The sequence below is a fragment of the Corynebacterium sp. HMSC059E07 genome (assembly GCF_001814395.1).
In the GTDB taxonomy this organism is placed as follows: Bacteria; Actinomycetota; Actinomycetes; order Mycobacteriales; family Mycobacteriaceae; genus Corynebacterium; species Corynebacterium hesseae.
Window position 1 is genome coordinate 1 of sequence record NZ_KV816280.1, and the last position, 25695, is coordinate 25695.

Annotated in this window: 28 protein-coding genes, 3 tRNA genes and 1 pseudogene; 25 read left to right on the forward strand and 7 right to left on the reverse strand. The window is 60.4% G+C overall.

The window, feature by feature from the left end; all coding sequences use genetic code 11:
• Positions 1 to 88: 88 nt before the first annotated feature.
• From HMPREF2967_RS02335 to HMPREF2967_RS02360, 6 genes are all read left to right on the forward strand, one after another.
• Entirely contained in the window at positions 89 to 550 is a 462-nt protein-coding gene (locus HMPREF2967_RS02335; RefSeq protein ID WP_070684822.1) for a MauE/DoxX family redox-associated membrane protein, read from the forward strand.
• Between the two features lie 17 nt (positions 551 to 567).
• Complete coding sequence (locus HMPREF2967_RS02340) at positions 568 to 1035, forward strand: MauE/DoxX family redox-associated membrane protein (protein WP_070522450.1); 468 nt, start codon at positions 568 to 570, stop codon at positions 1033 to 1035.
• Positions 1036 to 1093: 58 nt separating this feature from the next.
• Complete coding sequence (locus tag HMPREF2967_RS02345) at positions 1094 to 1846, forward strand: DsbA family protein (RefSeq protein WP_070684824.1); 753 nt, start codon at positions 1094 to 1096, stop codon at positions 1844 to 1846.
• A 99-nt stretch (positions 1847 to 1945) separates the two neighbouring features.
• Positions 1946 to 2018: transfer RNA gene (locus HMPREF2967_RS02350), tRNA-Ala, on the forward strand.
• A 22-nt stretch (positions 2019 to 2040) separates the two neighbouring features.
• Positions 2041 to 2113 (forward strand) — tRNA-Ala (locus HMPREF2967_RS02355).
• A gap of 49 nt (positions 2114 to 2162) precedes the next feature.
• Positions 2163 to 2885, forward strand: coding sequence for a fructosamine kinase family protein (locus HMPREF2967_RS02360; RefSeq protein WP_083312571.1), 723 nt, complete (start codon positions 2163 to 2165; stop codon positions 2883 to 2885).
• A gap of 42 nt (positions 2886 to 2927) precedes the next feature.
• On the opposite strand, the gene nadE is transcribed toward HMPREF2967_RS02360, so the two are convergent.
• Positions 2928 to 3737 carry an ammonia-dependent NAD(+) synthetase gene (gene nadE, locus HMPREF2967_RS02365; RefSeq protein ID WP_369816014.1) on the reverse strand — a complete coding sequence of 270 codons (810 nt, stop codon included), beginning with the start codon at positions 3735 to 3737 and terminating at the stop codon, positions 2928 to 2930.
• 36 nt (positions 3738 to 3773) lie between these two features.
• On the opposite strand from nadE, the gene HMPREF2967_RS02370 reads away from it, so the two are divergent.
• The 6 genes from HMPREF2967_RS02370 to nrdE all read left to right on the forward strand — a co-directional run bounded on the left by HMPREF2967_RS02370 (position 3774) and on the right by nrdE (position 9675).
• A complete protein-coding gene (locus HMPREF2967_RS02370) occupies positions 3774 to 5102 on the forward strand; it encodes a sugar porter family MFS transporter (protein ID WP_070684828.1) in 1329 nt (442 codons plus the stop codon).
• 123 nt (positions 5103 to 5225) lie between these two features.
• Positions 5226 to 5348, forward strand: a complete 123-nt coding sequence (gene ykgO / locus HMPREF2967_RS02375; protein ID WP_003847162.1) for a type B 50S ribosomal protein L36 — start codon at positions 5226 to 5228, stop codon at positions 5346 to 5348.
• 148 nt (positions 5349 to 5496) lie between these two features.
• Positions 5497 to 6390, forward strand: a complete 894-nt coding sequence (locus HMPREF2967_RS02380; RefSeq protein WP_070684830.1) for an esterase/lipase family protein — start codon at positions 5497 to 5499, stop codon at positions 6388 to 6390.
• 385 nt (positions 6391 to 6775) lie between these two features.
• Positions 6776 to 7015: a glutaredoxin-like protein NrdH gene (gene nrdH / locus HMPREF2967_RS02385; RefSeq protein WP_070522434.1), complete on the forward strand. Its 240-nt coding sequence runs from the start codon at positions 6776 to 6778 to the stop codon at positions 7013 to 7015.
• A gap of 9 nt (positions 7016 to 7024) precedes the next feature.
• Complete coding sequence (gene nrdI / locus HMPREF2967_RS02390; RefSeq protein ID WP_070562116.1) at positions 7025 to 7450, forward strand: class Ib ribonucleoside-diphosphate reductase assembly flavoprotein NrdI; 426 nt, start codon at positions 7025 to 7027, stop codon at positions 7448 to 7450.
• A 62-nt stretch (positions 7451 to 7512) separates the two neighbouring features.
• Positions 7513 to 9675 (forward strand): class 1b ribonucleoside-diphosphate reductase subunit alpha, encoded by a 2163-nt coding sequence (gene nrdE / locus HMPREF2967_RS02395; protein WP_070684846.1) that lies wholly within the window; start codon positions 7513 to 7515, stop codon positions 9673 to 9675.
• 6 nt (positions 9676 to 9681) lie between these two features.
• Here nrdE and HMPREF2967_RS02400 read toward each other — a convergent pair whose 3' ends face one another.
• On the reverse strand, positions 9682 to 10371 hold the full coding sequence (locus HMPREF2967_RS02400) for a FadR/GntR family transcriptional regulator (RefSeq protein ID WP_070625010.1): 690 nt from the start codon (positions 10369 to 10371) through the stop codon (positions 9682 to 9684).
• 138 nt (positions 10372 to 10509) lie between these two features.
• On the opposite strand from HMPREF2967_RS02400, the gene nrdF reads away from it, so the two are divergent.
• The 4 genes from nrdF to HMPREF2967_RS02420 all read left to right on the forward strand — a co-directional run bounded on the left by nrdF (position 10510) and on the right by HMPREF2967_RS02420 (position 15544).
• Positions 10510 to 11499, forward strand: a complete 990-nt coding sequence (nrdF, locus tag HMPREF2967_RS02405; RefSeq protein ID WP_070522424.1) for a class 1b ribonucleoside-diphosphate reductase subunit beta — start codon at positions 10510 to 10512, stop codon at positions 11497 to 11499.
• A gap of 339 nt (positions 11500 to 11838) precedes the next feature.
• Complete coding sequence (gene ctaD / locus HMPREF2967_RS02410; RefSeq protein WP_070684832.1) at positions 11839 to 13530, forward strand: aa3-type cytochrome oxidase subunit I; 1692 nt, start codon at positions 11839 to 11841, stop codon at positions 13528 to 13530.
• Between the two features lie 111 nt (positions 13531 to 13641).
• Positions 13642 to 14826 (forward strand): phosphoserine phosphatase SerB, encoded by a 1185-nt coding sequence (gene serB / locus HMPREF2967_RS02415; RefSeq protein ID WP_070684834.1) that lies wholly within the window; start codon positions 13642 to 13644, stop codon positions 14824 to 14826.
• Complete coding sequence (locus HMPREF2967_RS02420) at positions 14819 to 15544, forward strand: peptidyl-tRNA hydrolase (RefSeq protein ID WP_070684836.1); 726 nt, start codon at positions 14819 to 14821, stop codon at positions 15542 to 15544. Before serB ends, HMPREF2967_RS02420 begins: the two co-directional genes overlap by 8 nt.
• Here HMPREF2967_RS02420 and HMPREF2967_RS02425 read toward each other — a convergent pair.
• From HMPREF2967_RS02425 to HMPREF2967_RS02435, 3 genes are read right to left on the reverse strand one after another with little or no spacing between them, the layout of a single operon-like run.
• Entirely contained in the window at positions 15541 to 17502 is a 1962-nt protein-coding gene (locus tag HMPREF2967_RS02425) for an ATP-dependent DNA helicase (RefSeq protein ID WP_070684838.1), read from the reverse strand. The genes HMPREF2967_RS02420 and HMPREF2967_RS02425 overlap by 4 nt on opposite strands.
• 36 nt (positions 17503 to 17538) lie before the next feature.
• Positions 17539 to 18891: a nicotinate phosphoribosyltransferase gene (locus tag HMPREF2967_RS02430; protein ID WP_070522411.1), complete on the reverse strand. Its 1353-nt coding sequence runs from the start codon at positions 18889 to 18891 to the stop codon at positions 17539 to 17541.
• A 41-nt stretch (positions 18892 to 18932) separates the two neighbouring features.
• On the reverse strand, positions 18933 to 19511 hold the full coding sequence (locus tag HMPREF2967_RS02435; protein ID WP_070522408.1) for a CAP domain-containing protein: 579 nt from the start codon (positions 19509 to 19511) through the stop codon (positions 18933 to 18935).
• Positions 19512 to 19599: 88 nt separating this feature from the next.
• Between HMPREF2967_RS02435 and clpS the strand changes: the two genes are divergently transcribed.
• The 7 genes from clpS (at position 19600) to rdgB (ending at position 24230) form a co-directional block, all read left to right on the forward strand.
• The gene (clpS, locus tag HMPREF2967_RS02440; RefSeq protein ID WP_070522406.1) at positions 19600 to 19935 is read left to right on the forward strand and encodes an ATP-dependent Clp protease adapter ClpS; all 336 of its coding nucleotides are present in this window, start codon (positions 19600 to 19602) and stop codon (positions 19933 to 19935) included.
• A gap of 4 nt (positions 19936 to 19939) precedes the next feature.
• Positions 19940 to 20476 (forward strand): DUF2017 domain-containing protein, encoded by a 537-nt coding sequence (locus tag HMPREF2967_RS02445; protein WP_070522403.1) that lies wholly within the window; start codon positions 19940 to 19942, stop codon positions 20474 to 20476.
• Between the two features lie 64 nt (positions 20477 to 20540).
• Positions 20541 to 21263, forward strand: a complete 723-nt coding sequence (locus HMPREF2967_RS02450; protein ID WP_070522400.1) for a rhomboid family intramembrane serine protease — start codon at positions 20541 to 20543, stop codon at positions 21261 to 21263.
• Positions 21263 to 22039: a glutamate racemase gene (gene murI / locus HMPREF2967_RS02455; protein ID WP_070561737.1), complete on the forward strand. Its 777-nt coding sequence runs from the start codon at positions 21263 to 21265 to the stop codon at positions 22037 to 22039. Before HMPREF2967_RS02450 ends, murI begins: the two co-directional genes overlap by 1 nt.
• 67 nt (positions 22040 to 22106) lie before the next feature.
• Entirely contained in the window at positions 22107 to 22874 is a 768-nt protein-coding gene (locus HMPREF2967_RS02460) for an MBL fold metallo-hydrolase (RefSeq protein WP_070522394.1), read from the forward strand.
• Positions 22875 to 22896: 22 nt separating this feature from the next.
• The gene (gene rph / locus HMPREF2967_RS02465) at positions 22897 to 23625 is read left to right on the forward strand and encodes a ribonuclease PH (protein WP_070684840.1); all 729 of its coding nucleotides are present in this window, start codon (positions 22897 to 22899) and stop codon (positions 23623 to 23625) included.
• A complete protein-coding gene (rdgB, locus tag HMPREF2967_RS02470) occupies positions 23619 to 24230 on the forward strand; it encodes an RdgB/HAM1 family non-canonical purine NTP pyrophosphatase (RefSeq protein WP_070684842.1) in 612 nt (203 codons plus the stop codon). The genes rph and rdgB overlap by 7 nt, the downstream gene beginning before the upstream one ends.
• 60 nt (positions 24231 to 24290) lie before the next feature.
• Here the strand turns inward: rdgB and HMPREF2967_RS02475 are convergent.
• Positions 24291 to 24372, reverse strand: a tRNA-Leu gene (locus HMPREF2967_RS02475).
• 143 nt (positions 24373 to 24515) lie between these two features.
• On the opposite strand from HMPREF2967_RS02475, the gene HMPREF2967_RS02480 reads away from it, so the two are divergent.
• Together HMPREF2967_RS02480 and HMPREF2967_RS02485 are read left to right on the forward strand one after the other, a co-directional pair.
• Complete coding sequence (locus HMPREF2967_RS02480; RefSeq protein WP_070522389.1) at positions 24516 to 24914, forward strand: SURF1 family protein; 399 nt, start codon at positions 24516 to 24518, stop codon at positions 24912 to 24914.
• Positions 24911 to 25255: a DUF3817 domain-containing protein gene (locus HMPREF2967_RS02485; protein WP_070522386.1), complete on the forward strand. Its 345-nt coding sequence runs from the start codon at positions 24911 to 24913 to the stop codon at positions 25253 to 25255. The genes HMPREF2967_RS02480 and HMPREF2967_RS02485 overlap by 4 nt, the downstream gene beginning before the upstream one ends.
• On the opposite strand, the pseudogene HMPREF2967_RS02490 reads toward HMPREF2967_RS02485, so the two are convergent.
• Positions 25252 to 25695: pseudogene (locus HMPREF2967_RS02490) on the reverse strand (DeoR/GlpR transcriptional regulator); the annotation flags it as partial. The gene HMPREF2967_RS02485 and the pseudogene HMPREF2967_RS02490 sit on opposite strands and share 4 nt — an antisense overlap.

Genomic DNA, 25695 nt, shown 5'->3' on the forward strand with positions numbered 1-25695 from the left:
GGACTCCATGTCCAAAAACCCTATGGACATAACAGGCCAGGGCTGAAGTCTGGGTCCGAAGCTAGGTCCGAGACTAGGCTAATGAATTATGACATCCGCAAAATCCATGTCGGCCGCCGATCTGATGAGCGCGCTGGTGCGTTTTGGAATGGCTGCCGTGTGGATTATCGCCGGTATTCAGAAGCTGGACGCCAGGATGGAGATGACCCAGGCCATCGAGGCCTACGGCATCTTCACCCCGGAATGGGCCGGATACTTGGCCTACCTCATCGGCCCCTTGGAACTCATGGGTGGGGTGCTGTTGCTGCTGGGGTTGTTCTTGAGGGAGGCGTCGGCAGTCGCGGCGGTGGTCTTAGTCCTCTTCATGGTGGGAATCTCCCAGGCATGGGCGCGTGGGCTGGTGATCGATTGCGGTTGTTTCGGCTATGACCCCGCCGACGTGAGCCAAGGCATGAACTACGCGCTGACGCTGCTGCGTGATGCAACCTTCTTGGTCCTCACCCTTTGGACAATTTTGCGCCCGTATCGCCGTTACGCTCTCCACCCCTAACTTGTTAGGCTGTGCTCGTGATTAAAGACAAAATCAGCGCCGCCCTTGTGCTTGACGTCATTAGTGCATTCGCGCGCTTTTATATGGCCTATGTGTGGATCAAAGCGGGAGCGTCGAAGCTGTCGGATCAGCTCGCGGTATCGCAAAGCATCAAGGCCTATGAGATCTTTACACCAGAGTGGTCTCAGTATTTGTCCTACCTGATTGGCCCGTTGGAAGTGTGCGGCGGCCTGTTGCTGCTGTTGGGGCTGTTCTTGCGCCAATCGGCATGGGTGGGACAGATTGTCCTCGTTTTATTCATGATTGGCATTGCACAGGCGTGGATGCGAGGGCTCGGGATTGACTGCGGTTGTTTCTCCGTTAGCCCCGATGAAGACGCGCAGGTGATGAACTACATGATGACACTGCTGCGTGATGTCTTCTATTCTGTGTTAATGGTGTGGACAATCAAGCGTCCCTTCACCAAGTTTGCATTGCACCCTTAACAGCGGTGTGTAGGATTTCGGTTCGTTCCATTTACGTCATACAAGACAAGGTTTCTCAATGAGTACAGTTAAAGACCCCACCGCCAATAACAACAGCGGATTCCTGTGGGGCATCGGTGTTCTGCTGGTGATTATTGCCGTCGTGCTCGGCTTTATCTTCTACCAAAACCGTGGTGCCAGCGTTGAGGGCTTGGAAGGCTACACCAAGCAGGACGTCAATATGGAGATGTCCTTTGCTGATAACGCCGTGACCCTCAAGGCTGCCGACGCCAAGGATGCGCCGGAGGTCGAGCTGTACGAGGACTACTCTTGCCCTCACTGCTCTGATCTGGCCAAGCAGACCGATGATCAGATGAAGGAAAAGATTGAGCAGGGCAAGCTCATTGTTAAGGTGCGCACCCTCAACTTCCTGGATGGCAGCCCGAATGGCATCGAGAGCATCAAGTCCAACAGGGGACACTCCTCCAAGGCCGCGGCTGCGATGGAGCAGGTAGCCAAGTCCGGTGACGTACAGCTCTACTGGAACCTGCGTAAGTACCTCATGGATGAGCAGTCCAAGGTGTACAACAAGTGGGAGATGAAGGATTTTGCGCAGGCCGCTGAGTCCTTGGGCGCGGATAAGGACACCGTCAAGGCCATCGAGGATGCACCGGTGGGCAAGGGTAACGCCCTGGTTACCGCGAACTACGAGAAGCTGGAAGCCGACACCGGCAGCGTGTCCTCGCCGCGCATCATCAAGGACGGCAAGGACATTCCGGAGGATGACAAGACCTCCATCATGGAGTGGGTCGACCTCGTCGCCGCTAAGTAGGGGCGTGCAAATACCGCACCTAAACTCGCGATTTGGTGAGTGAAAACGGAGGCGATATATTGATACGAGTTGCAATCACAAAGGTTGCACCTCGTATGAGGGGCTATGGCGCAGTTGGTAGCGCACCACACTGGCAGTGTGGGGGTCACGGGTTCGAATCCCGTTAGCTCCACTTCATAATTCAATACAGCTCTGGGGCTATGGCGCAGTTGGTAGCGCACCACACTGGCAGTGTGGGGGTCACGGGTTCGAATCCCGTTAGCTCCACTTTCGGCCGTCTCCTTGAATGGGGGCGGCCTTTTTCTATGCTGGGGCCATGGATGTATTCACCAAGACCGTGTCCCGTCCTGATCAAGCTGGCGCCGAGGCTGCTGGGTTGAGATGGCTTGCGCAGGCGCTTGCCGCCGTCGTCGTGGACGTCACCGAAGTCACCTCTACTTCTCTTAGCACGCGGCGGGTGGAGCAGGCGCGGCCGAGCGCTCCTGCTGCCCGCGCCTTTGGCGCTGCGCTGCGCACGGTCCATGAAGCGGGAGCGCCCGCCTTCGGCGCGCCACCGGCGGGCTGGGAGGGCGCGAACTTCATTGGGCGCGTGGAGCAACCCTGCGAACCATGCGAAGCCTGGGGCGAGTTCTACGCTGAGCAGCGCGTGCTGCCTTTCGTGGGTGGATTGCCTCAGGGGGTGCAGGGGGTTGTCCGGCAAGCATGCGAGGCCATAAAAACTGCCGACTGGGACGTGAAACCGGCTCGCATTCACGGTGACCTGTGGGCAGGCAACGTACTGTTTACTGCCGATTCGGCCGTGATGATTGACCCTGCCGCACACGGCGGCCACCCGTGGACGGACTTAGCCATGCTCGAACTGTTTGGCACGCCGTTCTACGAGGAAATCCTCCGCGGGTACGGGGCGCCCAAGGAATACGAGAAGTGGGTGCCCATGCATCAGCTGCACCCGCTGGCGGTGCATTCCTTAACGCATGGGCCCGCGTATTACGGCCCGCTCGCACAAGCGGCGGAGGCCACGCTCGACGCGTTGCGTTAGCGCGATTCCATTGCTTAAGAGCGCCCCGCTACCGGCAGAAGATTATTGCGGCCCAGGCGGCATGGTGCGCTTGTGGGCGCCGCGGCGCCACAGGGTCTCGATGCGCGATTGGGCGGCGGCAGGCACGTCCTTGCCCTCGAGGTAGTCATCGATGTGGGAGTAGGTGACGCCGAGCGCTTCTTCGTCAGAGAGTAGGGGGCGGTCATCCTCTAGATCTGCGGTGGGAACCTTCTTCCACGTGGAATCTGGTGCGCCGAGATGCTTCAGAAGCTGAGCACCCTGGCGCTTGTTGAGCCCGGCGAGGGGCAGGACGTCGGCAGCGCCGTCGCCCCACTTGGTAAAGAAAGCGGTGACGTTTTCGGCGGCGTGGTCTGTGCCGATGACCAGCGCGCCGACTTCGCCGGCCAGCGCGTACTGCGCGGCCATGCGCAGGCGGGCCTTGAGGTTGCCTCGATTGAAATCCCCCAGGGAGTCCTGGTGTAGGGCGTTGGCCACGGCGCCGTCGAGAGCCGCGGTGGCCTCGGCGATGTTGACGGTGAGGCAGTGGTCGGGCTCGATAAAGTCGAGGGCGATCTGTGCGTCATCCTCGTCGGCCTGTACACCGTGGGGAAGGCGCACGGCCCAGAAGTCCGCGCCGTTGACGCGGGCCACCGCTAGCTGTGCCAAGCGCCCTGCCAGGGTGGAGTCCTGGCCGCCAGAGATGCCTAGGACAAAGCCCTTCGCGCCGGTTGTGCGTAGGTAGTCCACCAAAAAGGCGACGCGGCGCTCAACCTCTTCTGCTGGATCGATACTGGGTTTTACGCCGAGGGCCTCGATGATGTCGTGCTGGAGGTCTATGGATTCATGTGACATGACGCCAATGGTAGCCGCCTGCGACAATAGGAACCCGTGAACAAAGATACGTACGTCATGATGGTCGCAGGCGTCGCCGCCCTGGGTGGCCTGCTCTTTGGGTATGACACCGGAGTCATGTCCGGCGCCCTCCTCTTCGTGGGGCCGGAATTCGGCATGTCCGCCCACGAGGAGGGGCTGGTGACCTCGATGCTTTTGGTTGGCGCGGCAGCCGGCGCGCTGGTCGCTGGGCGTGTGGCGAGCATGATCGGGCGGCGTCGCACCCTCATCGCCGGTGGACTCATCTTCGTGGCTGGTTCCGTGTGGTGCGCGCTTTCAAGCTCGGCCGCTGAACTCGCTGCCGCCCGTACATTCCTCGGCGTGGCGGTAGGTGCTGTGTCGATCGTCTCCCCGATATACATCTCCGAAATCACCCCGGCGGCTGTGCGGGGCCGGATGGTCTCCCTCAATACGCTCATGATCGTCGTCGGGCAGCTGCTGGCGTACGGCGTGAACTCGCTGTTGGCTGCGAGCGGCAGCTGGCATTGGATGCTGGGGCTGGCCGCGGTCCCAGGCGCGGCGCTGGCGCTCGGCATGGTTTTCCTACCTGATACCCCGGTATGGCTCGCGGCTCGCGGCCGAACGCGTGAAGCTGCCGCGGTCGGTACTCGGGTCGGCGCGCAGGGAGCGGAGTTGGAGCTTAGTCCACGTCCGAGCACGGGTGAATGGAACGCTGTGCGACACCACCGCTGGATGCGCTGGGCCATCGCGCTCGCCATGCTCATGGGGGTGACTCAGCAGATTACGGGTGTGAACGCGATTGTGTATTTTGCGCCCACGATGATGAACCAGGTGGGTATCTCCACCACTAACTCGGTATATACGTCGATGGTGATCGGTGCGGTATCCGTCGTAGCGTGCCTCGTGGGCATGCGCGTGATTGACCGGCTGGGACGCCGCCGGCTGCTGTTGGCGGGCCTAGGTGGCAACGTGGTCTCGCTCGTGGTCCTCGCGGTGGCCTATCACTTCGCCCACGATTCCATTCCGCTGGCCATGCTGTCGTTGGCGTGCATGGCGGCGTTCATTGCCTTCCAGCAGGCGGCAGTCTCCCCGGCCACGTGGTTGCTCATGTCAGAAATCGTGCCGCCAGAGGTCCGCGGCGTGGGTATGGGAATTGCTGGGCTGGCACTGTGGGTGAGTAACTGGGCGGTGGCGCAGTTCTTCTTGCCGGTGGTCGAGTGGCTCGGCGGCTCGCTGGCCTTCGGAATCTTCGCGGTCTTAGGTCTCGTCGCGGTGGGATATACCCGCGCACTCGTTCCGGAAACGGCGGGGGAGAGCCTCGAGGATGTTGCCGAGCAGCTTCGCGCCCGCTACTCCGAAAGCTGAGTGTTTTGGTTATGACGCGCGCGTGGGGTAACATTTTCCCTCGTGTCATTGCTGGGTGTATTCCCAGCTGTGCTTTGAACTAATCAATCGCATCAAGATTGCGCATAACGAAAGGAGCGCCCGATGAAGGTTCGCAAGTCGCTTCGGTCGCTGAAGAAGAAGCCGGGCGCCCAGGTTATTCGCCGCCACGGTAAGGTCTTCGTGATCAACAAGAAGGATCCGCGCTTCAAGGCTCGCCAGGGCTAAGAAACGAGTTTCCTCGTCTCCGCCCTCCCCGCTTTGTGGGGAGGGCGGATTTTTTATGCCACGTGCCTGGACAGATGCAGTTTAATGAATATAATTATCGGGCGGACTTTAGCAGGGGTCCGAAAGATAGTTGAAAGAAAGAAGAATAATGAAGAAGCGTCTCGTGGCGGCGGTGTGTGCTGCTGCAGTTGGGTTCACTGTTCCGGTAGCTCATGCTGTGGACTTTGAGTTTGAAAGCTTGGCGGATTCCTCGCTGGGAATCAATGATCCCTCGTGCGAGCCGAGCGGCGAGGTGCGTGAGCCGGTGGTGCTTCTCCACGGCACGTCGGACAATTCCTCGACGTGGAACGAACTGATCCCGGTCCTGCAGGAGGAGGGGATGTGCGTGTGGGCCTTTGACTACGGCGCGGACGACGTGACGCTGCAGAACGCGAATCCTCGTGCCAAGGCGATTGCGGACTTGGATGAGTCTGCGCGCGAAATTGCAGGGCAGATTGATTACGTGCGCGAGGTGACCGGAAGCGACAAGGTTAATCTGGTGGGCCACTCGCAGGGCGGGCTGCACATCAAGACCTACACGCAGATGTACGGTTCGGCTGAGCACGTTTCCCACGCTGTGGCCATTGGTGGCAACCTCCATGGCACAACCCTCAACGGGATGGGCGAGGTTCTGGCCAAGATGATTGCGGCGATGCCACACTTTGCTCGGTTCTTGGCAAGCTCTGCAGGCATCCAGCAAGTTGTCGGTTCCGAGTTTATGGAGAACCTCAACGCGCTGCCTGATACGGCGCCGGGGCCGCTCTATACCTCGATCTATTCGCCTGCCGACGTCACGGTGACCCCGAACTCTTCCTCCATGCTTACATCTGTCGACGGCGCCGACGTGGTCAACATCGATCTAGGGGAGCTGTGCGGAGCGGAGCCGCTGCATCCGGACCTGCCGCGGGATCCCATGACGATGAGCCAGGTGCTCTTTGGTCTGACCCGCGAGGCGGGGCAAGGGGCTGAGTCTGGAACCTGTGTCGAGCCAATGCTTGATTAGATTTCATTGGCAATAAAGGGGCCGGTATCGAGGGCGTGGCCTAGAGCCGTGCCCTTTTGTGGACTTTGTCACAAACTAAGTGAATCTTCGGTAAACGTGCAGGGAATATCAACGGTGTAGTTACCGCCGTGGGGACGGGCGGAGTGATGGGGTGTCAACATGTGGGGTCGGGCCAAGTTACATCCTGGGAATACCAGGCATGTAACTACTACATGTAGTGCTAGTTGCGGGGTGCGGGCACAAAGTATAGTGTCGTTGATGTTGCTTGAACGGCGGTCCGATATCGCTGTTCAGAGCCTGTAGGCAGAGCCGTTGAACGCTCTGCCAGTACCGAATTCAACAGTCACTCCGCGTGTAGCGCCGAAGGAAGCCAAAGGAACGTCACATGAGCATCACTGTCTACACTAAGCCCGCTTGCGTCCAGTGCAACGCCACCAAGAAGGCTCTCGACCGTGCTGGTCTCGAGTACGAGTTGGTGGATATCTCCCTCGATGATGATGCCCGCGACTACGTCATGGCCCTCGGATACGTCCAAGCGCCGGTCGTGGAAGCGCACGGCGAGCACTGGTCCGGCTTCCGCCCGGATCGCATCAAGGCCCTCACTGCGATGGTGGCGAGCGCCTAGGTTAACGCCATGTTGGTCGTGTATTTCTCTTCCGCTACGGAAAACACCCACCGCTTCGTCGAGAAGCTCGGCCTTCCCAGCGCACGCATTCCGCTGCGTCTTAATGACGAGCCCCTCACCGTGAATGAACCTTATGTCTTGGTCTGCCCGACATACGGGGGAGGGGCGTCGATAAGCGGGCAGAACACGCGGCCTGTACCCAAACAAGTCATTCGTTTCCTGAATGATGAACACAACCGCAGCTTCATTCGCGCCGTTGTAGCCGGAGGAAACAGCAACTTCGGCAGTGACTTTGGCAAGGCGGGTGACGTCATCGCCGCCAAGTGTAAGGTTCCTTATGTGTATCGCTTCGAGCTTCTCGGAACCGAGGAAGATGTCACAATTTGCCGTGAAGGCCTCCTGGCCAACGCGGCCGCTTTAGGTTTAGCTGCCTAAAGCCTCATCCGTACTATTTCGTCTCTCCATTTCGCCATAGCAAAGAAAGGCCCGTGAACGTCGTGACCACGCAACTGGGTAAGACCGTCGCCGAACCTGTGAAGCCGGCCGAGCAACTGGATTATCATGCACTTAACGCGCTGCTGAACTTGTATGACGAGAACGGCAAGATTCAGTTCGACAAGGACCGCGAGGCCGCGAACCAATTCTTCCTCCAGCACGTCAACCAGAACACTGTCTACTTCCACGACTTGGAAGAGAAGATGCGCTACCTGGTGGAAAACAAGTACTACGAGCCAGAGCTCATCGAGCAGTACGACTTCGAATTCATCAAGTCCCTGTTCAAGCGCGCCTATGCCTTCAAATTCCGTTTTAAGACCTTCCTTGGCGCCTACAAGTACTACACCTCGTACACGCTGAAGACTTTCGACGGCCGCCGCTACCTCGAGCGCTTCGAAGACCGCGTGTCCATGACCGCACTCTTCTTGGCTGATGGTGACACGGAGGTGGCTGAGCATCTTGTGGATGAAATCATGACCGGCCGCTTCCAGCCGGCTACCCCGACCTTCCTCAACGCCGGCAAGGCCCAGCGTGGCGAGCTGGTGTCCTGCTTCCTGTTGCGCATCGAGGACAACATGGAGTCGATCGGGCGCTCTATTAACTCCGCCCTGCAGCTGTCCAAGCGCGGCGGCGGCGTTGCTCTGTTGCTGTCCAACATCCGCGAATCCGGCGCGCCCATCAAGCACATCGAGAACCAGTCTTCCGGCGTCATCCCCGTGATGAAGCTGCTGGAGGATTCCTTCTCCTATGCCAACCAGCTGGGCGCTCGCCAGGGCGCTGGTGCGGTGTACCTCAACGCGCACCACCCGGACATTATGAGCTTCCTTGACACCAAGCGTGAGAATGCGGACGAGAAGATCCGTATCAAGACCCTTTCGCTTGGCATCGTGATCCCCGACATCACCTTCGAGCTGGCAAAGCGTAACGATGACATGTATCTGTTCAGCCCGTACGATGTCGAGCGCGTCTACGGCAAGGCCTTCGGCGATATTTCCATCACCGAGCACTACGAAGAGATGGTCGAGGATCCGCGTATCCGCAAGAAGAAGATCAACGCTCGCCACTTCTTCCAGACCGTCGCGGAGCTGCAGTTCGAGTCCGGTTACCCCTACATCATGTTCGAGGACACCGTGAACCGCGCCAACCCGGTCAAGACTGGGCGCATCAACATGTCGAACCTGTGCTCCGAGATTCTGCAGGTGAACGCCCCGTCAGAGCTTAACGACGACCTCACCTACAAGACCTTGGGCAGCGATATTTCCTGCAACCTTGGCTCCCTCAATATCGCGGCTACCATGGATTCCCCGGACTTCGCCTTGACGGTGGAAACCGCTATCCGTGGCTTGACGGCTGTGGCGGACAAGACCTCCATCGACTCCGTTCCCTCCGTGCGCAAGGGCAACGATGATTCCCACGCGATTGGCCTGGGGCAGATGAACCTGCACGGTTACCTTGGCCGCGAGCACATTGAATACGGCTCTGAGGAAGGCTTGGACTTCACCAACGCCTACTTCGCCGCCATCATGTACGCAGCATTGCGCGCTTCCAACAAGCTTGCCCGCGAGCGTGGCGAGTACTTCACCGAGTTCCCCGAGTCTGACTATGCCAGCGGTGAGTTCTTCGACCGTTATGATCCGGCTGACTTTGCTCCGCGCACGGAAAAGGTCAAGGAGCTCTTCGCCAAGTCCTCGATTCACACCCCGTCGGCGGAGGAGTGGGCTGCGCTGAAGGCGGACGTCGCCAAGCACGGCATCTACAACCGCAACCTGCAGGCAGTGCCGCCGACCGGATCGATTTCGTACATCAACAACTCGACGTCCTCGATTCACCCGATCGCCTCCAAGATTGAGATTCGCAAGGAGGGCAAGATCGGCCGCGTCTACTATCCGGCGCCGCACATGGACAACGACAACCTTGAGTACTTCAAGGACTCCTATGAGATCGGCTACGAGAAGATCATCGACACCTACGCCGAGGCTACGAAGTACGTTGACCAAGGTCTGTCGCTGACGCTGTTCTTCAAGGACACCGCCACTACCCGCGATATCAACCGCGCCCAGATCTACGCATGGCGAAAGGGTATTAAGACCCTCTACTACATCCGCCTGCGCCAGATGGCTCTGGAGGGAACCGAGGTTGAGGGCTGCGTTTCCTGCATGCTCTAGTCCCTGTTAGTCCTTGTTCGCACGCGCCTCAATCAGGATGGCGCGTGCGATTTTTTCTGCCTCGGGGGAGTCGCCGCGGTGGATTGCCTCCGCTAGATCCAGGTGACGCTGTTCGGTGCCGGCCGTGGGGTTGCGTTTGCGGGAGCCAAAGAGGGAACGCCCGCGCACCATGGACAGCAGATAGGGGCTGAGAGCTGAAAACATCTCATTGCCCGAGGCATGGAGAACCATGGCATGAAAACGCAGGTCGGTAGCGAGGTGCTCACCGACGCGCCGCGTTGGCGTGTCTTGGAGGCGTTGGGCCAGCTCTAAGATCTCTTCCTTATCTTCTTGGGACGCATGCAGCGCAGCGAGGCTGGCAGCGACGGGCTCAATGGCAAGGCGCAGTTCGTTGAGCGAGGAGCGCTGCCTGTCGCGGGATTTCTCTGAGCTCAGGCGCCACGAAATGATGGCGGGATCATAGACCGCCCACTCGCTGATAGGCAGCACCGTGATACCTACGCGGCGTGAAGAAGAGACCATGCCTAAGTGCTCTAGTGCGCGCATTGCCTCGCGGGCTACGGTCCGGGAAACTCCGAAACGTGCGCAGAGATCGGTGAGCGTAAAACGCTCGCCGGCGGCAAGGGTGCCGCTGACGATGTCGGCGCCGATGGTGTCTAGAACGGTGCTGAGTAGGGGAGCGGAGGGCTCAGTCACGGGGAGTCGGTACCTCCATCGACATTCGGGGGCGTGTGAACAGGGCTTAAGTATAAAACACGCAGGAATTTTGGCCCCTAGTTTTACCGGGTACCATGGCACCAGACTCACAATAACTAGTAAGACGAGGTGACGTGCGTGTCTCACGAGTACGACGATTACATCGCTAGCCACGAGGCTCCGGTGAAGGCAATTAACTGGAACACGATTCCAGATGAGAAGGATCTCGAGGTGTGGGATCGCCTCACCGGTAACTTCTGGCTCCCGGAAAAGGTGCCGGTGTCCAACGATATCCAGAGCTGGAAAACTCTGACTGAGAAGGAACAGGAGACCACCATGCGTGTCTTCGCTGGTCTCACTCTGCTCGATACCATCCAGGGCACCGTCGGTGCGGTATCGCTGCTTCCCGACGCCACCACTCTCCACGAAGAGGCGGTCTACACCAACATCGCCTTCATGGAGTCCGTTCACGCGAAGTCCTACTCCAATATCTTCATGACGTTGGCGTCGACTCCCATGATCAACGACGCCTTCCGCTGGTCCGAAGAGAATGAAAACCTCCAGCGCAAGGCAAAAATCGTCATGTCCTACTATCAGGGCGATGACCCGCTGAAGAAGAAGGTTGCGTCCACCTTGCTGGAATCCTTCCTCTTCTACTCAGGCTTCTTCCTGCCGATGTACTTCTCGTCGCGCGCAAAGCTGACGAACACGGCCGATATCATCCGCCTCATCATCCGCGATGAGGCCGTCCACGGCTATTACATCGGCTACAAGTTCCAGCAGGGCTACAAGAAGCTCTCGGAGTCGGAGCAGGAAGAGATGAAGGGCTACGCCTTCGACCTGCTCTATGAACTCTACGAGAACGAGATCGATTACACCGAGGATCTCTACGATGAGTTGGGCTGGACCGAGGATGTAAAGCGCTTCCTTCGCTACAACGCCAACAAGGCGCTCAATAACCTAGGCTTCGAGGGGCTTTTCCCGGCTGATGAAACCCGCGTGTCCCCGGCCATCCTGTCCTCCTTGTCTCCGAACGCGGATGAGAACCATGACTTCTTCTCTGGCTCCGGTTCCTCCTATGTGATTGGCAAGGCGGAGGAAACCACCGACGAGGACTGGGACTTCTAAGTACCATCCACTGCCACGCCGCACCTCCTAGAACGATCAACCGAAAGTTTGATTCTTTCAGGGGGTGCGTTTTCGGGTTTTAGGGGCCCGCACACTCGGCCATCTGTGTTCTAGATCACCGCCTGGTGGGGCATGGTGTAGCGGGTCTGCCACGTACAAGGGGTTATCCGGATAAAACGGGGCTAGCAAGAGCTACGGGGAATATCAGAGCGCTGGAAATTTGGCCCTGAGGTGCCCTAATATAAGGCGAGTAAACCTAGGTGTTTAATCACTGGGCGTGTGGCGCGATAAAACGCGTGATACCGATGTGGTTAGACGCTTGTTCTTCAGGAGGATTTTATGACCGCTGTGGCGCCACGGCTCGACGATTACGTCGCGCCTACACGTCCGGAGCCGACTGGTAACGCAAAGACTGGTTCCAAGGCGTGGATGTTGCTAACCACCACCGACCACAAGCAGCTGGGCATCATGTACATGATCATGGCCTTCAGCTTCTTCTTCCTCGGTGGCTTCATGGCTCTGCTGCTTCGCGCTGAGCTTTTCACCCCAGGATTGCAGTTCCTGTCCAACGAGCAGTTCAACCAGCTCTTCACCATGCACGGCACCGTCATGCTGCTGCTGTTTGCAACACCAGTGGTGTGGGCATTCGGTAACTATGTTCTGCCCCTGCAGATTGGCGCACCGGATGTGGCCTTCCCGCGTCTGAACGCTTTCGGTTTCTGGATTACCCTGACCGGCGGCATCGTGATGCTCGCGGGCTTCTTGACCCCGGGCGGCGCTGCTGACTTCGGCTGGACCATGTACGTCCCGCTGGCTGACTCGGTTCACACCCCGGGCATCGGTGCTGACATGTGGATCGTCGGCGTGGGCGCTACCGGTGTCGGTACCATTGCTTCCGCCATCAACATGATCACCACGGTCCTCACCCTGCGTGCACCGGGCATGACCATGTTCCGTCTGCCGGTCTTCACCTGGGCAGTGTTTACCGCATCTGTCATCGTTCTGATGATCTTCCCGCTGCTGACCGCTGCGGCACTGGGCGTGCTGTATGACCGCAAGCTGGGCGGCCACATCTTCGACTCCGCCAACGGTGGCGGCATCCTGTGGCAGCACCTCTTCTGGTTCTTCGGTCACCCGGAGGTCTACGTCCTGGCACTCCCGTTCTTCGGCATCATCTCTGAGGTCGTACCTGTCTTCGCCCGTAAGCCCGTCTTCGGCTACATCGGCCTGGTCTTCGCTCTGCTGGCAATCGGTGCGCTGTCCATGGCTGTGTGGGCTCACCACATGTTCGTGACCGGTGCCATTCTGCTGCCGTTCTTCTCCTTCATGACCTTCCTCATTGCGGTTCCGACCGGCGTGAAGTTCTTCAACTGGGTCGGCACCATGTGGAAGGGCCACATCACCTGGGATACCCCGATGATCTTCGCCATGGGCTTCTTGGCAACCTTCCTCTTCGGCGGTATGACCGGTATTATGCTGGCCTCCCCGGCACTGGACTTCCACCTTGCTGAGTCCTACTTCCTGATTGCTCACTTCCACTACACCCTGTTCGGTACCGTGGTGTTCTCCGCCTTCGCTGGTCTGTACTTCTGGTTCCCGAAGATTACCGGCCGCATGCTCGATGAGCGCCTGGGCAAGATCCACTTCTGGCTGACCTTCATCGGCTTCCACGGCACCTTCCTTATCCAGCACTGGGTGGGCAACATGGGTATGCCGCGTCGTTACGCCGACTACCTGGAGTCTGATGGCTTCACGGTCTTCAACCAGATTTCCACCATCTTCTCCTTCGTCCTCGGCGCCTCGGTCATCCCGCTGGTGTGGAACGTCTTCAAGTCCTGGCGCTACGGTGAGATCGTCACCGTGGACGATCCGTGGGGCTACGGCAACTCCCTCGAGTGGGCCACCTCCTGCCCGCCGCCGCGCCACAACTTCGTGTCGCTGCCGCGCATCCGTTCCGAGCGCCCGGCCTTCGAGCTGCACTACCCGCACATGGTTAAGCGCATGCGCGAGGAAGCACACGTCGGCCACTAAGCACTCACTAGCTGAGTACTCCTGAAAACGCCGCCTCCCCATCACTGCGATGGGGAGGCGGCGTTTGCCGTAGGTGAAGGGGCCACGAACGCGGTGTGAGATAATAGGTCCGTGGATAATCAAAGTGAACAAGTCTTCGCCGTTGTTACCGCCTCCGGCCCTGATAAGCCCGGCGTGTCGGCGGCCTTCTTCCGCGTACTGGGCTCTCATGATGTGGAGCTCGTCGACGCCGAGCAAGCCATCTTCTCCGGTCGGATTTCGCTGTCCGCCTACATCCGGGTTCGTTCCTCGCGCCTCGAGGCTTTGGAGCAAGGATTGCGAAATACGCTGAGCATCTACGCGCAGTCCATCAACGTGGACCTGCGAGAAGAAGAGTCAACCTCACGCCCGCGCTCGACGCACGTCGTCGTGGTTCTGGGACGCCAGCTCAACGCCAGCCAGATGTCCGCCATTGCTAAGGAACTGGCTAACCTCAACGTCAACATCGACCGTATCCGCGGGCTCTCCACTTATCCGCTCAATGGCTTGGAGCTGTATATCACGATCGATGGTGCTGCCGATCCTGTGCGCGCCATGCTGGCCCGCCTAGCTACCGAGCAAGGTGTCGACATCGCCATCGAGCGCTCCGGCCTGCAGCGCCGTTCGAAGCGGCTTATCTGCTTTGACTGCGATTCCACCCTTATCACCGGCGAGGTCATCGAAATGCTGGCCGCCCACGCCGGCAAGGAAGCCGAGGTTGCCGCAGTGACGGAGCGCGCGATGCGCGGCGAGCTGGACTTCGAGCAATCCCTACGCGAGCGCGTCGCCACCCTGGAAGGTTTGCCGGAGTCCGTCATCGCAGAAACCGCCGCCGATATTTGCCTGACCCCGGGCGTGCGGACCACCATCCGCACCCTCAAGCGCATGGGATACCGCGTTGCGGTAGTCTCTGGCGGCTTTATCCAAGTCCTCGAGGATTTAGCACGGGAACTCGACCTCGACTACGTGCGCGCCAACACCCTCGAAATCGTGGACGGTAAGCTCACCGGCCGCGTCATCGGTGACGTGGTGGACCGCAAGGCCAAGGAGAAGTTCCTGCGCGAATTCGCTGCGGATTCGGGTCTGAGCATGCTGCAGACCGTTGCCGTCGGCGACGGCGCTAACGATATCGACATGATTTCCGCCGCCGGCTTGGGCATTGCCTTCAACGCCAAGCCAGCGCTTCGCCAGGTTGCGGATACCTCCGTCAACCACCCGTACATGGATGAGATCCTGCAGATCCTCGGTATCCCGATGGAAGAAGTTGCCAGTGAGTAATCTCCGCGAGGCCCATCGCCGTCTTGCGGCTGCGTGCAGCGAGCGCAGTTGGCGCGATGACCCTGAGGACCCGAACAAACCCGAGACCATTCAGGCGATGCAGATCGCGCTTAACCTGCCCAAGCAGGATCCGCCCGCGCGCACGGAGGTGCTCGAGGCGGCAGCTAAAGGCGTCGTCAAGCTCTGTCTCGATGAGAGGGCTGGCCAGGATGGGGCCTTCGCCGAGGCCCTAGGGCAGTGGTACGGGCACCGCATCCGCAAGGTGGCGCGCCGCGCACGCAACAAGGCCTGGCGCGATGTGCAGTCCCTGCCGGGCGTCACCGTGGATGATCGCGCGCGCGTCTTCCTTCCCTCGGCGGTGCAGGACGTGCACCCGCTCGTGGCGAAGCTACAGATCGGCCACACCGATCTGCCCCAGGATGAGCCCGGGCCCGCGCTTGGCGACGCCCCCGTGATCTACGTCGACGCCTCCCTCGCCATGAGCGCGGGAAAGGCCGCAGCGCAGGTAGGACACGGTTCGATGCTGTTAGCCGCGGCGATGAGCGCCGAGGAAGTGGAGGACTGGGTAGCACAGGACTTTGCGCTGTCCGTGCGCGAAATCCCCCATGAGGAATTTGCCGTGGCTTGTGCGCGTCTGGGAGCGGTGGTGGTGCATGACGCCGGTTTCACCGAGGTCGCTCCAGACTCAGCCACGGTGTGCGCGCTGCGTCATCCCTAGCGGGCCTCAACCAGGCGCTTGAGCGCCCCGCGCACGACCTGCGGGTCGCTCGTGGGCCACATCTGCGGCATGGAGGCTCGCAGGTAGGAGCCATAGCGCTTGGTTTCCAAGCGGCTATCGAGGACTGCGACGACCCCGCGGTCCGCAGTGGAGCGCAGCAAGCGGCCCGCGCCCTGGGCCATAAGCAGCGCCGCGTGCGTGGCAGATACCTCCATGAAACCATTGCGCCCAGCTGCCTTAGCTGCTTCGGTGCGCGCTTGCATCAGGGGATTATCCGGGCGGGGGAAGGGGATACGGTCGATGAGCACCAGGGAACACGCGGGTCCCGGGACGTCGACACCCTGCCAGAGAGTGAGCGTGCCGAACAGACAGGAGTTCTCGTTCTTCGTGAACTTCTCCACGAGCGCGCCGATGGAGTCCTCGCCTTGAAGGTAAATGTCGAAGGGGAGCGTGGGCTTGAGCTCCTCGGCTGCTTGTTGTGCGGCCCGGCGTGAGGAAAAGAGACCGAGGGTGCGCCCGCCCGCGGCCATGATGAGCTCGCGGATTTCCTTAAGGGTCTGCGGGCTGAGTCCGTCGCGGCCCGGCTGCGGAAGGTGTGCTGCGGTATAAAGGATGCCGCTGCGGGCGGGGTCGAAAGGATAGCCCACGTCGAGACTATCCCATGTGCCTTTGGGCAGGCCCCATTGCGCGGCCATGGCGTCGAAGCGCCCGCCCAAGGCAAGCGTGGCGGAGGTTAGCACCACGGTCTGTTCGCCGAAGAGCTTTTCGTGCAACATGCCGGCGATGGAGAGAGGGGCAACGGCCAGGGTGTCGTTCAGCGTGCGCTCATCGCGTTCCAGCCACACCACGTCGGCGTGTGCTGCGGGGTCACCGGTGGCGAAGACGTCGAGGATGCGGGCGATGGCTTCGACGAGGCTGCCGAGGTGATTGGCCAGGTTTTGGCGCTCGGCAGATTTCTCCGGGTCCTGGGCCTGTTCGCCCTCGGGGGCGCGGGCGATGGTCTCGCGGCAGTCGCTTAACGTGTCCGCGAGACCCATGAGTTGCTGCTTGGCTTCCTCCGGAAGATCGGTCCAGCGGCCCGGCGTGAATTCACCGAGTAGTTGGCTCAGTTCATTGGCTTGTTCGCTCAGCCGCTGGTCTTTGCCATTGGCGCCGAGGGACTTGGCGCGGTTGGCCGCCATTTTGAGGGCGCGCCCGGTGATCTCGGCGGTAGAGACCGAGGTGATGCGGCCGTCCAGCTCGTGTGCCTCATCGATGATGACGACATCGTGCTCCGGCAGGATGTTGATGTCTGCCACCGCATCGATGGCGAGCAGCGCGTGGTTGGTGACGACGATGTCGACGTCCGCCGCGCGGCGCCGCGCGAGCTCCGCAAAGCAGTCCTCGCCGTGCGGGCAGCGGGTAGCACCAAGGCACTCATTGGAGGTGACGGAGACCTGCCGCCAGGCTAGATCGGGCACTCCCGGTTCGAGGTCCTCGCGGTCGCCCGTCTCGGTGTCCTCCGCCCACTCGTAGACGCGCTGGACATGGCGTCCGAGGCTGGAGATGGCGTCCTGGTCAAGCAGGGCGTCTTCGTCGTCAAGTTCAGCGGCGCGGGAGACTTTGTTGAGGCAGACGTAGTTGGAACGCCCCTTCATGATGGCGAAGGTCGGCTTCTTTTCCAGGTGCGGTTCGAGGGCCTCGGCGAGGCGCGGCAGGTCTCGTTCCACCAGCTGGCGTTGCAGTGCCAGCGTGGCCGTGGAAACAATCACGGTGTGCCCGGTCTCTTGCGCGTGGCGAAAAGCAGGGACGAGGTAAGCCAGTGATTTACCCGTACCCGTTCCAGCTTGCACGGCGAGGTGGCGCTCTTTTTCCAGCGCGGTGGTCACGGCTTCCGCCATGCGCACCTGGCCGGCACGCCGCGCACCTCCGAGGGCGGAGACGGCGGCGTCAAGGAGGTCAACCGTTGAGTCCTGCATTTGAGTCAGTCTAGTCGGTTGCCTCCCGCACGCATCCTATGAGCCGAACCCGATGAAGCGGGTCGGCACCGCAGGCTCGTCGCGGGTCAGAGCCAAACCTTCCCACGGCAGAGTGGTGATGGCCTGGGCTAGGTACTCGCGGGCTTCGTGGAGGGTGGGCAGATTGTCCAGGATCTCTCCGTCGCGCATGAGCGGCACCGTCATGTCGCGGGTGCTCAGCGTCCCGGTGTCTGGATCTTCGGCGGAGAAGGGGAGCACGAGCTCCTCGACGGCCACCCCGGAGGAGCGGTAGGTGCGCAGGGAGCGCTTTGCCCCGCCCTGCGACTTCTTCGAGGAGGAACGCTTGGCCACGGGATGGCCATCAACCTCGACGACCTTGTACACCATGCTGGCGGTTGGGGCGCCAGAGCCGGTGACCACCGAGGTGCCCACGCCGTAGACGTCGACGGGATCTCCTCGCAGGCCAGCGATGGCGAACTCGTCCAGGTCGGAAGAGACAACGATCTTCGTGTTGTGGTTGCCCAAGTCATCGAGCTGCTTACGCACGCGGCGGGTGACAGCGGCCAAATCGCCGGAGTCGATGCGAACGCCGCCCAGCTCGGGGCCGGCCACCCGCACGGCGGTTTCCACGCCCTTGGTGATGTCGTAGGTATCCACCAACAGGGTGGTGCCCACGCCGAGGGTTTCGATCTGCCCGCGGAATGCCGCCTCCTCGTTCGGGGATCCGTCTTCGTTGACGTGCGCGAGCGTCCATGCATGCGCCGCGGTACCGGAGACCGGGATGTCGTAGCGGTAGCCAGCCTCCAGGTTGGAGGTGGCCTGGAAACCGGCCAAGTAGGCGGCGCGGGCGGCGGTGACGGCGGCATACTCGTGCGTGCGGCGCGAGCCCATCTCGATGATGGGGCGGCCATCCGCAGCCACCACCATGCGTGAGGCCGCAGAGGCCACGGCGGAATCGGAATTCATGATGGACAGGATCACGGTTTCCAGGATCAGGCATTCGCCAAAGGTTCCGCGCACGGTCAGCAGCGGCGAGTTGGGGAAGTACAGCTCGCCTTCGCGATAGCCATCGATGTGCCCGGAGAAACGGTAATTAGCCAGGTACTCCTTGGTCTCTGCATCGAGGAAATCCATTTCCGCCAGCTGCTGAGCGGTGAAGCGGAAGTCTCGGACTGCGCGAAGGACACGCTCGGTGCCGGCGACAACACCGTAGCGCCGCTCGTTGGGGAGGCGGCGGGCAAACACTTCGCAGGCCACCTGGCGGTGTGCGGAGCCATCGCGCAGCGCAGCCTGCAGCATGGTCAGCTCATACTTATCGGTAAGCAGGGCCGTAGAACGATCGCTGGGCCCGAGCCCAGAATCCTGGACGTTGTCTGAGGTAGTAGTCACATCGAAGATGCTACTCAGCGCGTACCGAAAAATCAGCAGTTCTATGCTTCGAGCTGAATGACAACGTAGACTTCGCCGTCGCTGTAAGCCGTGCCCACCGCAGCGGTGGTCATGCGGGGATCGCGCAAGGCGGCCACGTGGGAGGGGGAAGCTCTGAAGGCTTCGACAAACTCATATCCACTCGCCGTGTCCAAAGGAAGGTGGTGCTGGACCATCTGCACGTTTTCTTCAGATGGCCTTTCCTCGTGTGTTACCGCGTTGCATTCTGCCTTTTCGCGGGCAGCGGTTTGGCGGTCGATCCAGGGCACCAGCGGGGCTAGACCATCCTCCTTGCGCCACGTGTTGAGCGCCTCTATGAGCTCATCTTGGATGGTGGCGAGCTGGCGTTGGACGGGGACGTCGGGAAGCTCGTAATCGCACGTCGCCGGCGCGGGAGGCTCAGAATCCTGTGAGCTGCCGTTATCGGAGGGGTTGGTCAAGCTGAGCACGGCGGTCACGAGCGTGCCACCGAGGACCAATACGGTGATGATGCGCTGCACGAGAGGCACAAGGTCCTCTCTTGAGGGTTGGCGTCCCGCGAGAATGTCAGTAACGGCTGGGGGAAGGGAGAAAGAATTCATCGATGCCACCTGCAAACGACAATCAGGTTAAAGGTCGAAGACAGTATAACTGTTCGCGAGATGAAAAAATTTGGCTAGTGTAGAGGACATGAAAGCGCACAACGAAACGTCCGCAGTCGTGGTGATGAGTTCGCCCATGGCCACCCCGGAGCTGGATGAGGCGATTGACGTCGACGTCGCCACGAGCGAAAACCTGCCGTGGATGTGCATTGTCTGGGATGACCCAGTCAACCTAATGAGCTACGTTTCCTACGTGTTCCAGACTGTTTTGGGTTATGACAAGAAGCGAGCTAACGAGCTGATGATGCAAGTCCATACCGAAGGTAAGGCGGCGGTGTCCTCGGGTGAACGCGACAAGGTTGAAGCTGACGTGAAGAAACTACAGGTCGCCGGCCTGTGGGCCACGATGCAGCAGGCAGGATAAGAGTATGCAGACGTGGAAGAAGAAAAAGTCCTTCATGCGTGGTGCGAAGTACACCACCGTATTCGAGCCCATGGAGCGTGAAGTCCTCGGTGATCTCACCGCGACGGTCTCCGAGGCCATCATCGCCCGCGCGCAGTCAGCGCCGAAGGATGAATTGGCGGACATGCTCGACATGCCCACTGGCCACACCGAAGCACCGGAGGATCCGTCACTGGCCCGTCTCTTTCCAGACTTCCAGAAGCCAGGGGACGAAGAGTTCGATGGTGATAATTCGCTGCTGCGCTCGCTGCACGAGAATGACATCGCGCGCGCCAAGCTGGAGAATCTCCAGGTGATTAACACCGCCCTTGGCCCTACCGGCGGGGTAGAGGTGGCTATCAGTGAGGAAGAGGCACATGCTTTCCTCGCCGGCCTCAATGACCTGCGCCTCTACATCGCTGCGGGGGACGTGCCGCAGGATACCCCCGGGGCAGACCGCGATGCGCTCGTGGAATGGCTGGCCTTCTGCCAGGATTCGTTGCTCAACGTCATCATGGACTAGCAGAAGCGCAGGCCGGGATTGGAGACGTAGTCCTTGCCTCACGCTTGCTAAAGTTGGAGGCATTATGACCACGAGTGGACCCTTTGGCCAGCAGCAATCGCATGAGCCCAACCCTTTCCAACCCCGCCCGGCAGGACCGGGAACGGGGCACCAACCCATACTCAACAAGGGGGACTCGAAGAACTACACCCGGACCGGACGTTTAAAAACGGCTGCGTCTTTAACGGTGGGCTTCCTGGCCGTCGAGTGGATCATCCACATCATCAACTTCCTGTTCTTTGGAAGCGAGCTGGGGCAGTACGGCATTCACCCGTTGGATTTCAACGGTATCTGGGGGATCTTCACCGCGCCGCTGCTCCACGCAAACTTTGAGCACCTCATCGGTAACTCGCTGCCAGGTGCGGTGTTTTGTTTCCTGATTGGCCTATCCGGGCGTAAGGCGTGGTGGGAGGTCACCATCATCGTGGTACTCATCGCTGGTGTTGGCACGTGGCTGCTGGGCGGGCCGGGAACCTCGCATATTGGAGCCTCGGGCGTGGTGTATGGCTGGTTGGCATACCTTATCGTGCGGGGTATCTTTAACCGCTCGTTGAGCCAGTTCCTCGTTGGCTTAGGCCTTGGTTTTGCCTACTCCGGCCTGATCTGGGGCGTGCTGCCCATCTATGAGGGAGTGAGCTGGCAGGGCCACCTTTTCGGTGCCATTGGCGGCATCGTCGCGGGCATGGTGATCACCTCTGATGACCCGATGAGAAAGGTTAAGCCTGCGCCTCGAGGAGTGATGAACTAATGCCTGATGCAACCTCTCCCATTGGGATTTTTGATTCAGGCGTAGGCGGACTCACCGTAGCGCGCACAATCATTGAGCAGCTTCCCGACGAATCCATCGTCTACATCGGCGATACCGCCCACGCCCCTTATGGTCCACGGCCCATTGCCCAAGTCCGTGAGCTGTCCACCGCGATTGCTGATGAACTCGTGGAGCGTGGCTGCAAGATGCTGGTGATTGCGTGCAACACCGCCACCGCAGCCTTCCTCCACGATGCCCGCGAGCGCTACGACATTCCGGTCGTCGAGGTGATTCGCCCGGCCGTGCGCCGTGCCATTGCCACCACCCGCAACGGCAAGATCGGCGTGATCGGCACGGAGGGCACCATTAATTCAGGTGCTTATCAAGATCTTTTTGCGGTCAACCCGAACGTCGAGTGCGAGGCAGTTGCTTGCCCGGACTTTGTGAACTTTGTCGAGCGCGGCATTACCGCTGGGCGCCAGATCCTCGGTGTGGCGGAAGGCTACCTCGCTCCGCTGCAATCGGCAGGGGTCGACACACTCGTCCTCGGCTGCACGCACTACCCACTGCTCACAGGCGTCATCCAGCTCGCTATCGGTGACAACGTCACCTTGGTGTCTTCCGCCGAGGAGACCACGAAGGACGTTTTGCGCATCCTCACCAAGACGGACATGCTTGCCCCGGCGGGGCAAGTGCCAACCCGCAGTTTTGAGTGCACTGGTGACCACGCGGCGTTCGAGCGTTTGGCTACGCGATTCCTGGGACCCAAGATTTAGCACCGGCAAAGATGTACAATCGAGCCAAATCTCGCATCCCCCATTGTTTCGTGGAACTATTGAACGCATGAAGCTGACCATCCTAGGCTGTTCCGGGTCGGTGCCCACTGTGGGTAATCCGGCCTCTGGCTACCTCCTGTCATTCCCCTCGGCTCCGTCCATCATCATGGACCTCGGCCCGGGTACGCTTGCTCGCCTGCAGGAACTCCAGGATCCTTGCGATGCCCACGTGGCATTAACGCATCTCCACGCTGACCACTGCCTAGACTTCCCGTCGCTGATGGTCTGGCGCCGTTTCCACCCCACGGCCCCGGCAGCTTCCCGCAATTTTTGTCTCGGCCCGGCGGCGACTGAAACCCACTTGGGTCGGTTGTCATCGGATGCCCCGGATGGGGTGGATGATATGAGTGATTCCTTTGCGTTTAGTCCCTGGGTGGACCGTGAGCGCCAGCTTGTCGACGATGTCTACATCACGCCTTTCCGTACCGTGCACCCGGTAGAAACGTATGCTCTGCGGGTCGAGCACACGAAGACCGGCGCAACTGTGTGTTACTCGGCGGATTCCGCTTATACGCCCGCACTCGTTGAGGCCGCCCAAGGCGTGGATGCTTTCCTCTGTGAGGCTGCTTGGGGCGAGACTTCGGAGGATAAGGCTCCAGACATGCACATGTCGGGAGCAGAAGCTGGGCGCCTAGCGCGTGAGGCAGGGGTAAAGAAGCTCGTGCTTGTTCACCTACAGCCGTGGGGCGATGTCGCCGCAACATATGCCGCCGCTGCCCGCGAGTTCGACGGAGAGATCGTCGTCGGCGCCGCTGGGATGGAGCTCGACTTTTAACACGCGCGGTAGGGTAGTGGGCATGACTGATTTCACTCGTGCTGATGGTCGCGCGCTCGACCAACTCCGTAGCGTTCGCATTACCCGTAATTTCACCACCAACCCGGCTGGGTCAGTGCTGGTGGAGTTCGGCAACACCCGAGTCATGTGTACGGCTTCCGTGGAATTCGGGGTGCCGCGTTTTAAGAAGGATTCCGGCGAGGGCTGGCTGACTGCTGAGTACGCCATGCTGCCTTCTGCAACCCACGAGCGCATGCCGCGCGAGTCGATGAAGGGCAAGGTCAAGGGCCGTACCTACGAGATTTCCCGTCTGGTGGGCCGCAGCCTGCGCGCAGCGGTGGACCTGTCTGAGCTGGGGGAGAACACCATCCAGCTGGATTGCGACGTGCTGCAGGCAGACGGCGGTACCCGCACGGCGTCGATCACCGGCGCGTATGTGGCGCTTGCTGATGCGATTGCTTACCTCAAGGAGGAAGGCGTCGTCCCGGGCGAGCCGCTGCTGGATCCCATCGCTGCGGTTTCCGTCGGCATCATCGACGGCCACGTGTGCCTCGACCTGCCCTATGAAGAGGATTCCCGCGCGGAGGTCGATCTCAACGTGGTGATGCAGGAAGGCGGAGACTTCGTTGAGATTCAGGGCACCGGCGAGCACGGTTTGTTCGGCCGCGCGGAGCTCAATGACATGTTGGACGTGGCGCAGGCTGGTTGCGCCCAGCTTATCGACGCTCAAAAGGCGGCCCTCGGATGGTAAAGCTCCTCGTCGCTTCGAATAATGCCAAGAAGCTCAAGGAACTAGAGAAGATCCTCGCCGACGCCGGCATCGCGGGCATCGAGCTGCTCCCCCTGTCCGCGGTGGAGGCTTACCCGGAGCCCGTGGAGGATGGCCGCACCTTTGCTGACAACGCGTTGATTAAGGCGCGCGCCGGGGTGCAGCACACCGGCTTAGCGACGATTGCGGATGATTCCGGCCTCGCGGTGGAAGAACTCAACGGCATGCCGGGCGTGCTTTCGGCCCGCTGGTCGGGCGGACACGGCGGCGATGAAGCGAACAACCAGCTGCTGCTGGGGCAGATGTCTCACGTACCCGCAGAGCGTCGCGCGGCTGCCTTCGTGTCGGTCTGCGCGCTGGTGACCCCGGATGGCCAGGAGCACGTGGTGGAGGGCCGCTGGCCAGGCTCCTTGCTCACCGCACCGCAGGGCGAAAATGGCTTCGGCTACGATCCCCTCTTCCAGCCCGAGGGCGAATCCCGCTCCGCCGCGGAGATGTCCCCGGAGGAAAAGAATGCGGTGTCGCACCGCGGCCGCGCACTGGCGCAGCTGCGCGAACCTTTGGCGGCCCTCGCCGGGCAAGCCTAAGCGCGGAACTGGGAATAACAAAAGCCCCGCTCGAAATTTGCCGAGCGGGGTTTGAAATTGTGCGCCCGGTGAGACTTGAACTCACACGTCATAAGACACTAGAACCTAAATCTAGCGCGTCTGCCAATTCCGCCACGGGCGCTGGTTTTGTTGCTGCGGAGTACTACCTTCTCTGCGCAACGTCCACTAGCCTACAGGGCAGCAGGCCGCGGAAGGAAATCCACTTTTCACGGCGTGGTGGGTAGGCTGTTGTGGGTGAGCACCAACCCAGCACCGAAAAAGCGGATGAAGGTTCGATGGTGGCACATCGTCCTCATCGTGTTCTTTGTCGTGCTCTTTTTGTTCCTTGCCTATTGGCAGTGGACTCGGTTCCGCTCTGGCTCGGGAACCTTCCAAAATCTGGGATACGCCTTCCAGTGGCCGCTCTTCGCGGTGTTCGTGGTCTACGCATACCGCACCGCTATGCGCTACGAGAATGAGCGTATCGATGCAGAGAACGAAGCCCTCGAGCGGGGAGAAGAACCAGCTCAGTATGAAGCAAAGAGCGTGAGGTCAACCAAGGAACAAGCCGTGACCAAGATCGACGAGGATTTCCTGCCACCTCGGCCGCAGGTTGATGTGGAAACCTTCAACGCCATGAACAAACAGCGCCGCCGTCGCGGCACCGAAGAGGAGAATCAATGAGCAACGCCGTCCACCCAGACCGCCAGGCCCGCATTCGTGGTCCGCTGAAGTTCTTTTCCATCGCCGCCACGGTTACCGGTATCTTCCTTCTTATTTTGGTTGTGCGCATGATCCTGCAGTACGGCGTAGGCATGGAAATGCCGTCGTGGGCCACGCTCATTGCCCAAGCCCACGGCGTGGCCTATATGGTCTACCTCGTCTCCATCCTGGTTCTTGGGCCGCGCGTCATGTGGCCGGTGAGCAAGTTGTTCACCACGGCGCTTGCCGGTGTTGTCCCGTTCCTGTCCTTCTGGATGGAGCACAAGCGTCGCACTGAAATCGTCGAAAAGTTCCAGCTTTAGGCGCCTTCCACCGGCACCATCGTGAGGTTGGTGCCGGCATCGACCACATCCTCGGCTAGATCCTGGGATAGGTCAGTCGTTGTGATGACCGTGTCTACTTGATCAAATGTGGCCACGCGGTGGGCTGACATGCGCGTGAATTTCTCTGGTGTGGTGACAACGATGACTCGTCGGGCGGCTTGGAAATAGGCCCGCTTAATGGTCGCCTCGGTGAGGTTCGGGGACATAAGGCCTACCGACGGAGTACACGCGCAGATTCCGACAATCGCGAGGTCGAAGCGCATAGACAGGACTGTTTCAACCGCTTCCGCCCCGTACACCGCAAGATCGTCGCTGTTGACGGTTCCGCCGGGAATGATGACGTCACTGCCCGGCGTCTTGGCTAATGCTGCGCCCGCGTACAGGGACGGACCTGACCCCCGGAAAGTAGACACGTCGGG